This window comes from Sorangium sp. So ce363, from assembly GCF_051520435.1.
Lineage (GTDB): Bacteria > Myxococcota_A > Polyangia > Polyangiales > Polyangiaceae > Sorangium > Sorangium cellulosum_B.
Genome location: NZ_CP150333.1, coordinates 6,760,804 through 6,774,358, shown reverse-complemented (window position 1 = coordinate 6,774,358; position 13,555 = coordinate 6,760,804). Strand labels below are relative to the sequence as shown.

The following is a 13,555-nucleotide window of genomic DNA, read 5'->3' as shown; positions in this document are numbered from 1 at the left end:
GGCGGGAAGGCCCCGGCGAAGCTGAGCCCGATCGAGGGCGCGGCGCACGTACCCTCGGACGGGAAACCCTGCCCGGGAGCACATCGTCGGGGCAACTCCAGGAGTCGTGGTTGTACCTTGCAGGGGAGCGTGAGTCGGGCTCGATGGCAAGAGATGATTACGTGGGAGCAGCCGTGCGACACGAGCCGACGTGGCCCTGCGCAAGATCACGCCGGTTGTCCAGCTCTCCTTTCGACCCGAGACGCCAGACCCCCGGCGACCGCCGCAGACGTCTGCGCGCGCAATGGTGTGATGCGCATTACGTGATTTCGCGCCGCGCTCGTCGGTCGTCGTGGCCGTCGACGGGCGCTCGTCGCGGCGACGGGGGCTCGCAGCGGCGACGGGCGCTCGCGGCGGGGGCTGCGCGTCGCCTGCGGAGGTGCTGCGCCTGGCAGTTGCCGTCCTCCCCGAACCTCGGTACCCCTACGCCCATGAGCGAACCCACCACGGGCCGGCCCGCCGCCGGCCACGCGGAGCCCGAGCTGCCGCACATCGACGTCGCCGAGCGGGGGGCGCCGCGCGACGGCCGGCCGCAGGTCATCGACGGCCGGCTGTTCATGCAGCTGCTCGTGTTCCGTTGCCCCGGCGACGCCGATCCGGCGGAGCTGACCCGCGCAGCCGGCCAGGCGCTCGCGTCGCAGCGCGTCGGCGCGGTCGTCTACGAGGACATCAACGATCCGCGCGGGATCGCCGTGCTCACATGGGCGGAGGACCCCGCCGTCTTCGTCCAGACCGTCCGCCCGGCGCTCAACCGCAGCGAGCTCCGAGCCCTGGAGCTTCGCCCCGATTTCACGATGCTGGGGCGCACGTACTCGACCGGCTACGAGCAGGATCTCGACTTCTGGCTGCTCCGGCGCCCGGCGGAGACCGTCTTGAACCCCGCCTGGCCGTGGGCGGTGTGGTATCCGCTCCGCCGCAGCGGCGCGTTCTCGAAGCTCGAGGGGCGCGAGCAAGGGAGCATCCTGCGCGAGCACGGCACCATCGGCAGGGCCTATGGCGCCCAGGACCTCGCCCACGACATCCGCCTCGCGTGCCACGGCCTCGACGCCCGCGACAACGAGTTCGTGATCGGGCTCGTCGGCAAGGAGCTCCACCCGCTCTCCCACATCGTGCAGACGATGCGGAAGACCCGCCAGACCTCGGAGTTCATCAGCCAGATGGGCCCGTTCTTCGTCGGCCGCGCCGCCTTCCGCAGCCCGGGCGGCTGACGGGGCCGCTCCCTCTCAGCCGATGCCGGCGAGGCCCGAGAACGCCAGGGCCAGGGCGTCGAGCCGCGCCGCCGCGCGGGCCTCGGCGTCGGCCAGCGGCTCGTCCGCGGCGACCTCCTCGCGCACGTCGAAGTAGAACTTGATCTTCGGCTCCGTCCCGCTCGGGCGGGCGATGAGCCGGCTCCCGTCGTCGAGCTCGTACACGAGCACGTTGCTCGGAGGCAGCACGAGCGGCTCGACCAGGCCGTCGCTCGTGGTGCGCGTGCGCGCCTCGAAATCGCGCCACGCCACCACGGGGACGCCCCCGATCGCGGCCGGCGGGCTCTTCCTTAGCGCGGCCATGATCGCGGCGATCTTGTCGAGGCCGTCGACGCCGCGCAGGGTGTACGAGCGCTGCCCGCTCATGTAGAGGCCGTACTTGCGGGTGATCGCCTGGAGCTCGTCCAGCAGGGTCCTGCCCTCGGCCTTGCGCACCGCCGCGAGCTCGGCGACCAGCGCCGCGGCGCTGATGCCGTCCTTGTCGCGCACGACCGGGCCGACGGTGTAGCCGAGCGCCTCCTCGAAGCCGAACACGAAGCGGGCCCCGGTCGAGCGCTCGATGTCCATCGCCCGGTTGGCGATCCACTTGAACCCGGTCAGGGTCTCCTCGTAGTGAACCCCGAGCGCCGCGGCGATGACGCCCAGCATCGGAGTCGAGACGCAGGACGCCAGCACGAGCCGGCGCTCGTCCGCGCCCTGCGCGCGCCCCTCGGTGAGCAGGTAATTGCCGAGGAGCACGCCGACCTGGTTGCCCGTGAGCTGCACGTACTCGCCGTCAGGGCGCCTCACCGCCACGGCGAGCCGGTCGACGTCGGGATCGTTGGCGAGGACGAGGTCGGCGCCCTCCCGCTTCGCGAGGGCGAACGCCAGGTCCATGGCGCCCTTCTCCTCGGGGTTCGGGAACGCGACCGTGGGGAACCCGCCATCCGGCTCGGCCTGCTCGGGCACGCTCGCCACGCGCGTGAAGCCGGCTTCGCCGAGCGCCTGGCGGACCAGGCGATTGCCGACGCCGTGAAGCGGCGTGTACACGATGCAGAGGTCGCGATCCCCGTCGCTCCGCACCGCGAGGCCGCGGATCGCGCCGAGGTAGCTCCGCTCCAGCTCCTCGGGGAAGTCGCGCACCAGCCCGAGCCTCCTCGCCTCGTCGAGAGGCATGCGGGGGACCTGATCCGCCGGCGGCGAGGCGTCGATCGCCGTCGCGATGCCGGTGTCGTGGGGTGGGATGATCTGCGCGGCGTTGTCCCAGTACACCTTGAAGCCGTTGTACTCGGGCGGGTTGTGGCTCGCCGTCACCATCACGCCCGCGGCCGCGCCGAGGTGGCCGACCGCGAACGCCGCGACGGGCGTGGGGCAGGGGACGGGCGAGAGGTGGCTCGGGATGCCCGCGGCGGCGAGGGCGCAGGCGGTGTCCTCCGCGAACTCTCGGCTCATCCGGCGGCCGTCGTAGCCGATGACGACGCCGGCGCTCCGCGCCTTGTCGCCGAGCGCTTCGAGGAGGTGACGGGCGAGCCCCGCGGTCGTGCGGAGGATGACGGCGCGGTTCATCCGGCTCTCGCCGGCCCCGAGGACGCCGCGGATGCCCGCGGTGCCGAACTCCAGCGGGCCGGCGAAGCGCTCGGCGAGCTCGGCGCGGACGCCGTCCTCGCCTGCCCTGGCCGCGTCGATGAGCCGGCGCAGCTCGCTCTGGGTCTCCGGATCGGGGTCGTGGGAAAGCCAGCGTTCGGCGGGCTCGAGGACGAAGTCGTGGCTCACGCCTGGTATTTAGTTCATGCCGGCCGTGGTTTGCACCACGAGCGCGCGATTCAGCGCGGCGGCAGCGCGGGCGGCGACCGCCGCGCGCTGGCCCGCCGGCCCGGCGCCTACGTAGCCGGCGGCTCCCGGCCAGCTTGGACCGCTCAGCCCGCTCGGCCGAGCGTCAGCCCACCTTCTTGCCGGCGGCGAGCGCCTCGGCGAAGCGCGTGTCGTACTGCCCGCCGCGGAAATCACCGTCCTGCAGGATCTGGCGGAGGAACGCGAGGTTGGTCGCGGCGGGCCCGGCCGGACCGGTGAGCTCGATCGTCGTCTCCGCGAGCGCCCGGTCGAGGCGAGCGATCGCCTCGTCGCGCGTCGGGCCGTGGGCGACGATCTTGGCGAGCAGCGGGTCGTAGAACGGCGTCACCTCGAGCCCCTCGGCGACGCCGGTCTCGATCCGCAGGTCGTCGCCGGCGGCCGGCCAGCGGAGCGCGGTGATGCGGCCGGGCTGGGGGGCGAACTTCTTCGCGGGATCCTCCGCGTAGAGGCGCGCCTCGATGGCGTGGCCGCGGTAGGTGTGGCTCCGGACCTCCGGCGCGAGCGGCTCGCCCGACGCGATGCGGATCTGGTGCTCGACCAGGTCGAGCCCGGTGCACATCTCCGTGACGCAGTGCTCGACCTGGAGCCGCGCGTTGACCTCCAGGAAGAAGAGCTCGCCGCTCTCCGCCGCGACGAACTCGACGGTACCCGCGCCGACGTAGCCGGCGGCCGTCACGACCCGGAGGGCGCTGTCGTGGAGCTCCTTCCGGCGGACCTCGCCCGCCGCTCCCTGGAAGAACGCGGCCGGCGACGGGGTCTCCTCGACGATCTTCTGGTGCCGGCGCTGCGCGCTGCACTCGCGCTCGCCGAGCGCGACGGCGCCGCCCTGCCCGTCGCAGAGCACCTGCACCTCGATGTGGCGCGGGCGCTCGATGTACCGCTCCATGTACACGCGCGGGTCCCCGAACGCCGCGCGGCCGCGGTCGGAGCACGCGGTGAGGGCGCGCGACAGCTTGCCTGGATCGGTGACGATCTGCATGCCGATGCCGCCGCCGCCGCCCGCGGCCTTGACGAGCAGCGGGAAGCCGATGCTCTCGGCGGCGCGCTGGGCGGCCTCGACGTCGGCGGGGTCGACCGGACCGCCCGTGCCCGGCGGCGGGAAGACGTCGGCCGCGCGCGCGTGATCCCGCGCGAGGATCTTGTCGCCGAAGGCGTGGAGCACCGCGGGCGGCGGGCCGATGAACGTGACGCCAGCCTCGACGACGGCCTCGGCGAAGGCCTGGTTCTCGCTGAGCAGCCCGTACCCGGGGTGGATGCCGTCGGCGCCCGTCGCGCGGGCCGCCTCGACGATCGCATGGATGACCAGGTAGCTGTCCCGGACCGGCGGCGGCCCGATGCGCACCGCCTCGTCGGCCATCGCGACGTGCGGCGCGCTCGCGTCCGCGTCGGAGTACACGGCGACCGTCGCGATCCCGAGCCGTTTGCAGGTCCGGAGGACGCGGCAGGCGATCTCTCCACGGTTGGCGACGAGGATCTTCTTCAACACGGCCGACAGCTACGCTCCCGCGCGGCGGCGCGTCAAGACGCCCGCTGCAGGCGGCGCTCGCTCGCGCGCTCCCGGGGGGGGGCGGCGCGCGCGAGCGTCAGCCGAGCGCCCGCCGCACCTTCGGCTTGGCCCCGAGCAGCACGAGCTGACCGCAGGCCGCCGAGACGTCATCGCCGCGCCGGCGGCGAACGAAGCAGGAGTATCCCGCCTGGGTGAGCACCTCCTGGAACGCCGCCACGCGCTCCTGGGCCGGCGGACCCAGCGAGGAGGCCTCGATCGGGTTCATCGGGATGAGGTTGATCTTCACCGGGAGCCCGCGCAGGAGCTTCGCCAGCCGCCGCGCCTCGGCGGGATCGTCGTTCTGCCCGGCGACGAGCGTGTATTCGATGGTGATGCGCCGGCGCCGCGGCAGCGGGTAAGCGCGCAGCGCCGCGAGCAGCTCGTCGAGCGGGTGCTTGCGGTTGATGGGCATCAGCGCCGAGCGCGTCTCGTCGTCCGCGGCGTGCAGCGAGATCGCCAGCGCGATCTGCCCGCCAAAATCCGCTCCGAGCCGCGCGATCTCGGGCACGAGGCCCGACGTGGACACCGTGACCCGCCGCGTCGAGAGGTTGATCCCTTCCGGGTGCGTGAGCAGGCGCAGCGAGCGAGCGGTCGCTTCGTAGTTGTGGAGCGGCTCGCCCATGCCCATGTACACGACGTTGCGGAGCTCCTCGCCCTCCTCGAGCATCGCCCGCCCGAGGAGCACCTGGCCCGCGATCTCCTCGGCCCCGAGGTGGCGCTTGAGCCCCGCCACGCCGCTCGCGCAGAAGCCGCACCCCATGGCGCAGCCGACCTGCGTCGAGATGCACTGGGTGACGCGGACGCGCGGCGCGGCGTCCGCCTCCGCGGCCGCATCGTCGTCCTCGTCATCGGCCGCCGCCGCGTCGGCGTCGAGCTGCGCGTGCGAGCCGGGGCCCGACACCGACGGGAGCAGGACCGTCTCGATGGTCGCGCCGTCGCGGAGGCGCAGGAGCAGCTTGCGCGTGCCGTCCTCGGAGCGATGAACCCGCTCGGGCGTCAGCACCTCACCCAGCCCCTCCGCGGCGAGGTGCTCGCGCAGCCGCGCCGGGAGGTTCGTCATCGCGGCCGGATCGAGGACGCCGCGGCGATGGATCCACTGGAATACCTGCTTCGCCGTGAACGACCGCTCTCCGCGGGCAGCCAGCGAGGCCGACCACTCTTCAGGCAGCCGGGCGACGGGGTGAAGCGGCGTGGAGCGCACCTGCCTGGCCTACTGCGCGCCGCCCCCAGCGGCAAGGGGAGCAGGTGGGCGGCCAGGCCAAAGCGTCAGCCGCTCTGGCTCTCGACCTGTGACGCCGTGAGCTGCCCGTCGCGCTCGCGGCGCGCGCGCGTCCGGCTGGCGGCCTCGAGCACCTCGCGGGTGTAGCGCTCGAACGCCTCGGCCCGGTGCATCGCGGTGTGCTCGGCAAAGACGCGCTGCCTCGCCCGCTGGCCCACCGTGAGGCGCTTGTCCTCCTTCATCTCCCTGAGCTTCCGGAGCACGTCCTCCGGCGAGCGCACGAGCAGGATCTCCTCGCCGGGCTGGAAGAACGTCTCGATACCCGGCCAGGCGTCGCTCAGGACAGGGGTCCCGCACGCGGCCGCCTCGAACAGGCGCGCGCTCGGCGACCACCCGGACTCGACCATCGCACGGCGGGTCAGGTTCAGCGTGAAGCGCTGGGAGTTGTAGAAGATGCGGTGCTCGTCCGGCGGGAGGTGCTCCGTCCGGGAGACGTTCTCCGGCCACGCGAGCGACGCCGGGTACTGCGCGCCCGCCACCGCGAAGCGCCCGCGGCGCATGCGCCGCGCCGGCTCGAGGAGGAGCCGCTCGACGGCCGCCTGCCGGTCGTCGCTGTAGGTCCCGAGGTAGCCGAGATCCCAGCGCATCGGCGCCGGCTGGGGATGGTACACGTCCGTGTCCGCCGAGCAGTAGAGCGCCCGCGCGCGCACCGCGCCGTGGCTGCGCTCCAGCCGCTCCAGCGTCGGGCCCCCCGTCGCCGACAGATAGAGATCATACCGCGGGATCAGCGCCGGCGTCAGGTACGCGTGATCCCCGTGCGCCAGCCGGCCCAGCGTGACGGGGGTGTCCAGATCGTAGAACGCGGCCTTTCCGCGGGCCTCTTCCGTGATCCATGCCCCGACCGTCGCCCCTTCCGGTACGAAGGAGCCGACGATCACGAGATCGGCTTCGCGCACGGCGCGTGAGAATCTATCGCGGAGCTCGGTAATGCTCGAGTACTGCTCGGTCGTGCCGTAAGGCGGGTTGGGCAGGTCGCGGTGCTGATCGTAGATGGGGAGGTTCCGCTCCAGAAAGAGCATCCGGTGGCCGCGCGACGCGAGCGCCCGGAGGAGCGCTCTGTACGTCGTGGCGTGGCCGTTGCCCCACGAAGACGTGATGGAGAGCCCCAGGAAGACATAGCGGTAGGTAGTTGTCGTCATAGCGTGGTGGCGGCAAGGGTTGAGAGATCCCAGACGGCGTGCCGGCCCGGAATGCGCCGGTCCCGAGGTACACCGCGGCGGCCCCGGAGAGGCGAAAGACGCCTCGCGGACACCTGCGCAACGTGCGCAACATGCGCAACATGCGCAAAACGAGCGGCACGCCGATCCAGTTGCCCTGGCGCCGCGCGAGAGGGCGCGGCGACGAGCGCACCCGGGATTAACATGCGTGCTCACCCTCTGCAATGCTGTGAGATGCAGTTTCTTGATCGAAGGTGCGTATTCCTCGTCAGACGCCAGGCGGTAAGGCCCGCCCTTTTCCCGTGACGACGAAGCGCGCGAAATCGCCGCTTGCTCCGGGATAACGCGGCTCGTTCGGGTAAAGCACCCGACGGCAACCGTCCTCGCATCGCAGAGGAACCGGCCTGTGCGGTAAACGCTGTTCGGAAGCGATGATGGTGAGAAAAAGAGGGACGTTGTCGCAATGGTCGGTGACGGCTGCTGGTCGAACGGAGCGTCGACGGGGGAGCCCTGCTCCGGAACGCCGGGGCAGCGCTGGTGAAGCGCCGCCCAGGCCGGCGCGCGCTGTCGGACGCATACGCCGCGGAGCGACGGGGCCTGGGGGCGCGGCCGGCGGCAGGGGATTCCGCCGTCCAGCTGAGCTCGCCGGCGGACCGGCGGCCTCGGCCGGGCAGGGGCGCCTGGCCTCGCGGAGAAATCGGGCGGGGGAGCAGGAAGGCAGGAAGCGCGCGGCGCTGTCCGGGCGCCTTCCTGTCGGTGCGGGGACGCTGCGGTGGAATCGGGAGGCCGGGTGTCCAGCCTTCAGCGGCGGTGGGGCCGCGCGAGAGCCGTCGAGACGTTCAGGTGGCGGGGCTCAGCGCCTGCCAGCCCTGGATCACCTCGGCGATGCTCGCGAAGCGGCGGTCCGGGCTGTGCGCCAGACCCCTGTTCACGAACACCTCGATCTCCCGGTCGACCGGCGGAGGCATCAGGCTGCCCAGGCGGCGCGGCGGCGTCCTCGTCTTGAGATCGGCGAGCATCATCAGATTGCGCGCGGCGTAGGGGAGCTCGCCGGTAAGCGCGTGAAAGATCACCGTCATGGCCGCATAGAGGTCGGCCCGGTGATCCACCGTCTTCCCCTTCGTGAGCTGCTCTGGCGGCGCGAACCTGAAATCGCCGAGACACCGGCTCGGTAACGTCGGCGCCGCGTCGGAGAGCCCGGGAGGGAGCTTGCACGAGCCGAGATCCAGGAGCGTCAGCCGCTCGCCGTCAGGACCCTGGTCGAGCAGCACGTTCGCGGAGCTGATGTCGCGGTGGATGATGCCAATCTCGTGCAGCTCGGCGATCGCCGACCAGAGCTGCCCGCCCAGCGGGTGAACGGCGCTGAACGGGAGTGGCCCCTGCCGGGAGATGCGCTCGCTGAGGAGCTCCCCCTCGCGCAGCTCGAACACGAGGAGAGGACCGTGCGCCGGGTCCTTGCCGCCGTCGAGCGAGGGCAGTGTGTGCGGGCCCCGCAGCCGCTCGCACGCCACCGCCTCTCGCCGGAAGCGCGCCTCGGCCTCCTGCTGGGGCATGCGCTCTGGCGTGTTGAACACGCCTCCCGGCTCCTGGCGCACCGGGGGCTCCCCGAGCACCTTGACCGCGACGCGCCGGCCGGTGCTCGCGTCCTCGGCGCTGAACACCTCACCGAGGCCTTCGCGGCGGAGATGACGTACCACGCGGTAGCGCTGGAGCAGAACGGTTCCGGGCACGATTGACAAGAGCGGCCTCCTTCGCTTGACAAAGGGGGGTCCAGCGCGTTCCGGTCGCCTCCCCCCTCTCCCCAGAGAAGCTCATTTATCACGCAGACGCGACAGAGGAAGCGCCGCGCGCAGCGTCACACGACGAAGGGCTCCCGCGCCTTGTTTTCCGGGGCGCGCCGCTTCACATCGGCCGCCCGTCGCACCCGAGGTCGCCTGGACGAAAAAGCCGCGGGGCACGGGACCGGGAAAAATGGGGCGCGGCCCGCGGGACAACGGGGCGAAGGCGGTCCGGGGCGCGGGCCGCCGGCCGAGGCGCGTCGCCGCGGCGGGAGCGGCCAGCGCCTGGGTCACCACGGCCGCGCCGGTCTCAGCGGCTGGGCCGCGCCGGTGTGCCGCATTGCCCTCGTCGCGCGCCGCCGGAGCGCCGAGCGGGTGCCTCGTCGGAGCGCGCTCCGGTGGACGGCGGTGGAGCACCGGACTGCCCTCGTGGCCGGGGGCCGCCGGCGCTTCGACGCTGCAGAGTTGCCCCTGGCCGCGCTCTCTGGTGACGATGCGCACCGGAGCGCGGCAATCGGTGATGATTGCATGACGGCGGCGGCGCCTCGCGGCGCCCGCTTCCGGGGACACGCCAGTAACCCCGAACCGCTGGCCATTCAGGTGAACTTCGCGTAGCTCCCACACAGGGCGGACTATCCGGAGCGACGGCAGGCAATGCGAGCGGGAGACGTCATCGACGGCCGGTTCGAGATCATGGAGCTCGCGGGCGCCGGCGGCATGGGCCACGTCTTCCGCTCGCGCGACCTCAAGACCGGCGAGACCATCGCCCTCAAGGTCCTCCAGAACGCCGCCTCCCAGGACTCGAACCGCCTCGCGCGCGAGGCGCAGGCGCTCGCCACGCTGCGGGTGCCGGGGGTGGTGCGGTACATCTCGCACGGCCGCACGGAGCACGGCCACCCCTACCTCGCCATGGAGTGGCTCACCGGCGAGACCCTCTCCCAGCGCCTTGCCCGGCAGGCGTTCACCCTGGAGGAGAGCCTCAAGCTCGCCCGGCGCGTCGCGACCACCCTCGGCTCCGTGCACCGGCTCGGCGTCGTCCACCGCGATCTCAAGCCGAGCAACCTGCTCCTCGTCGGCGGCACCATCGACCGCATCACGCTCATCGATTTCGGTGTCGTCCGGATGTCCGGCATCGACCAGCAGCTCACCATGCCCGGCGCCATCCTCGGCACCCCCGGCTACATGGCGCCGGAGCAGGCCCGCGGCGAGGCGCATGTCGACGCGCGCGCCGACGTCTTCGCGCTCGGCTGCCTGCTCTACAAGTGCGTCTCGGGGCGCGCCCCGTTCCGCGGCGCGCGCGGGCTCGCCGTGCTCGTCAAGGTGCTGATCGAGGAGCCGCCGTCGCTCCGGTGGCTCCGCGACGACGTGCCCGAGGCGCTCGACGCGCTGGTCCAGCGGATGCTGTCGAAGTCGCCCGAGGGGCGGCCGAGCGACGGCAACGCGGTCGCGATCGAGCTCGCCGGGCTCATGGATCCCGCGGCGATCTCCGTCCGCCCGCCCGCGATGTCCGTCCGCCCGCCGGAGCTCACGACCGGCGAGCGCAAGGTGATGTGCCTCGTCCTCGCGCGCGACGGCCTCTCCGCCGCCGATCCGTCTCCTCCCGAGGTCGACGAGCAGGCGCGCGCGCAGGCGCTCTCGACCACGGCGGCGCGCTACAAGGGTCAGCTCGAGCTCGTCGACGCGCGGCTGCCGCTCGTCGTGCTGTCCGGCGCCGGCGCGACGACCGACCTCGCGGCCCGGGCCGCCCGCTGCGCGCTCGCCGTCCAGGCGCTCCTCGGCGGCGCGCCGGTCGCGGTCGTCACGGGCAGGGCGGAGATCGCCTCGCGCATGCCGATCGGCGACCTCATCGACCGCGTGGTCCAGCTGCTCCCCGAGGGCCGAGCAACGTCCCGCGCGCCGGCGATCCGCATCGACGAGGTGACGGCGGGCCTGCTCGGCGCGCGGTTCGAGATCACGTCCGACGGGGGCGGCCCCTGGCTCCACGGCGCGCGCGAGGAGCCGGAGGCGCCGCCCCACGTGCTCGGCAAGGCGACGTCGTGCGTCGGGCGCGAGCGGGAGCTCGCGCTGATCCGGGACGAGCTCGCCCGCTGCATCGAGGAGTCGACCCCGAGCGTCGTGCTCGTCACGGGGCCGGCGGGCATCGGCAAGTCGCGGCTCCGCCACGAGCTCGTCCGCGCGATCCGGGAGGACGGCGAGCCGGTCGAGGTGTGGCTCGGCCAGGTGGATCCGATGAGCGCCGGGTCGGCCTTCGGCCTGCTCGCGCACGCGCTCCGGCGGGCGATCGGCCTCACGGACGCCGATCCCGTCGAGGAGCGGCGGCGCAAGGTGCGGGCGCGGGTCGAGCGGCACGCGGCGCTCGACGCCGCGCGGGTCGCGACGTTCCTCGGCGAGCTCGTCGGCGCGCCGTTCCCGGACGACGACGTGCAGCTCCGGGCGGCGCGGCGCAACCCGATGCTCATGGGCGATCAGCTGCGCCTCGCCTGGGAGGACTTCCTGCGCGCCGAGTGCGCGGTGCAGCCGGTCCTCCTCGTGCTCGAGGACCTGCACTGGGGCGACCTGCCCACGGTCACGATGGTCGACGCCGCGCTCCGGAACCTGAAGGACCGGCCGTTCATGGTCATGGCGCTCGGCCGGCCCGAGGTGCACGAGCTCTTCCCGAAGCTGTGGGACGAGCGGCGCGGGCACAAGCTCCGCCTCGCGGGGATCTCGCGCCGGTCGAGCGAGCGGCTCGTGCGCCAGGTGCTCGGCGAGCGCGAGAGCCCGGCGCTCGTGGCGACGCTGGTCGAGCGCGCGGACGGCAACGCCTTCTACCTCGAGGAGCAGATCCGCGCGGCGGCGGCGGGCAAGGGCGTGGACCTGCCCGAGACGGTGCTGGCGATGGTGCAGGCGGAGCTCGACGCGCTCGACGTGGGCGCGCGGCGCGCGCTGCGGGCCGGGGCGATCTTCGGCGAGACCTTCTCGCGGAGCGGGGTCGCCGCGCTGGTCGGCCGGGCGGAGGTCGAGCCGCTGCTCGCCGAGCTCGAGGTGAGGGAGCTCATCGTCCGGCGTTCTGTGGAAGGCGCGCCGGAGGCGGCCGAGTACCGGTTCCGGCACGCGCTCGTGCGCGAGGCGGCGTACGGGATGCTGACCGATCACGATCGCCGCCTCGGCCACCGGCTCGCGGGCGAGTGGCTCGAGCGGACGGGCGTGGCGGATCCGATGGCCCTGGCCGAGCATTTCGAGCGCGGCGGCGAGCCGGCGCGGGCCGCGGCGGCGACCCTGCGCGCGGCCGAGCAGGCGCTGCTCGGGAGCGACCTGGGCGCGGCGATCGAGCGCGTCGAGCGCGGCATCGCGCGCGGCGCCTCGAAGGCGACGGCCGGGGCGCTGCGGCTCTGCCAGGCGGAGGCGCACCTCTGGCGGGGCGAGTTCGCGCTTGCGGAGCGGCGGGGGACCGAGGCCCTGGAGCGGCTCGCGCCTGGGTCGGCGCCGTGGTTCTCGGCGCTCACGCAGGTGATCCTCGCGGCCTCGAAGCGCGGCAACCACGACCAGGTCGAGGGCCTGCTGCGCCTGGCGCAGGGCACCGAGGCGCGGCGCTCGGCGCGCCCTGCGCGCAGCGTGTGCCTGTGCGCGGGCGCCGGGCGGCTCGTGTTCGGAGGGCGGTACCAGCTCGCGGACGAGCTGCTCGACGGGATCGAGCAGGACGCCGAGGAGACCGAGCAGGAGGTCGAGGTGCTGGCGCGGCTCCACGAGGCGCGCGCGTACCGGGCGATGGCGGTCGGCGATCCCGGCGCGTGCCTCGCGGGCTTCGAGGCGGCGCTCGCGGCGTTCGAGCACGCGGGGGATCGCCGCAACGCCTGCTGGGCGAGGAACAACCTGGGCTCCTGCTACGCGGAGCTCGGCGATTTCGAGGGCGCCGACGCGGCGCTGCGCGCGTCGCTCGCGGACGCGGAGCGGATGGGCCTGTCGGACGTCCGGCTCGGCGCGCTCCTCAACCTCGGTCCGGTGCTCGCGCAGCAGGGCCTCGTCGAGGAAGCGCGGCGGACGGCGGAGGAGGCGATCGCGACGTCCCAGCGCCTCGGCGACGCGCGCGGGGAGGGCGCCGGGCGGGCGTGCCTCGCGAGGATCGTGCTCCAGGCGGGCGATCTCGGGGGGGCCGAGCGCGAGGCGCGCGCCGCGGTCGCGATCCTGTACGGCGCGCCGCCCTTGCGGGCCTTCGCGTACGCGGTGCTCGGGCGGGCGCTGCTCGACGCGGGGCAGGCGGTGGACGCGCTCGCGGCGACGACCGAGGCGCTCTGCCTGCTGGAGTCGATGGGGGCCGAGGTGGGCGAGTCGCTGGTGCGCCTCTCGCACGCCGAGGCGCTCTCGGCCTGCGGCCACCGGCGGGAGGCGGTGATGGCGATCGCCTCGGCGCGGGAGCGCCTGCTCGAGCGGGCGCGAAAGATCGGCGATCCGGTGTGGCGCGGGAAGTTCCTCGGCAATGTGCCGGACAACGTGGCCACGCTGGAGCTGGAGCGGCGCTGGCTCGATGCCTAGAGCGGCGGTCACCCGCTTCGGATACGGGCCCATCTCGACGTTTTCGGTGCTCAGCGCACTGGAGTGCGCTTCCGCGCCGAAAACGCCGATCTGGGCCCGTCTCCTGTGCGGGTGACCGCCGCTCTGCGACGCTTGTACCAGGGGCGGGTGGGAATCGCTCTATCTAG

The 13,555-nt window shown here is 73.4% G+C and carries 7 protein-coding genes; 2 read left to right on the top strand and 5 right to left on the bottom strand.

The annotated features are described in order from the left end of the window. Positions 1-470 precede the first annotated feature (470 nt). Complete coding sequence (locus tag WMF12_RS25460; RefSeq protein WP_437739244.1) at positions 471-1,247, top strand: chlorite dismutase family protein; 777 nt, start codon at positions 471-473, stop codon at positions 1,245-1,247. Positions 1,248-1,262: 15 nt separating this feature from the next. Here WMF12_RS25460 and WMF12_RS25455 read toward each other — a convergent pair whose 3' ends face one another. The 5 genes from WMF12_RS25455 to WMF12_RS25435 form a co-directional block, all read right to left on the bottom strand. Then, a complete protein-coding gene (locus WMF12_RS25455; RefSeq protein WP_437739243.1) occupies positions 1,263-3,038 on the bottom strand; it encodes a phospho-sugar mutase in 1,776 nt (591 codons plus the stop codon). 163 nt (positions 3,039-3,201) lie between these two features. Beyond that, entirely contained in the window at positions 3,202-4,602 is a 1,401-nt protein-coding gene (locus WMF12_RS25450) for an acetyl-CoA carboxylase biotin carboxylase subunit (RefSeq protein WP_437849730.1), read from the bottom strand. A gap of 97 nt (positions 4,603-4,699) precedes the next feature. Next, complete coding sequence (gene rlmN / locus WMF12_RS25445; RefSeq protein ID WP_437849728.1) at positions 4,700-5,863, bottom strand: 23S rRNA (adenine(2503)-C(2))-methyltransferase RlmN; 1,164 nt, start codon at positions 5,861-5,863, stop codon at positions 4,700-4,702. 65 nt (positions 5,864-5,928) lie between these two features. Then, the gene (locus WMF12_RS25440; RefSeq protein WP_437849726.1) at positions 5,929-7,080 is read right to left on the bottom strand and encodes a CgeB family protein; all 1,152 of its coding nucleotides are present in this window, start codon (positions 7,078-7,080) and stop codon (positions 5,929-5,931) included. An 857-nt stretch (positions 7,081-7,937) separates the two neighbouring features. Further along, the gene (locus WMF12_RS25435) at positions 7,938-8,828 is read right to left on the bottom strand and encodes a serine/threonine-protein kinase (protein WP_437849724.1); all 891 of its coding nucleotides are present in this window, start codon (positions 8,826-8,828) and stop codon (positions 7,938-7,940) included. A 702-nt stretch (positions 8,829-9,530) separates the two neighbouring features. Between WMF12_RS25435 and WMF12_RS25430 the strand changes: the two genes are divergently transcribed. After that, positions 9,531-13,388 carry a serine/threonine-protein kinase gene (locus WMF12_RS25430; protein WP_437849722.1) on the top strand — a complete coding sequence of 1,286 codons (3,858 nt, stop codon included), beginning with the start codon at positions 9,531-9,533 and terminating at the stop codon, positions 13,386-13,388. Positions 13,389-13,555 lie beyond the last annotated feature (167 nt).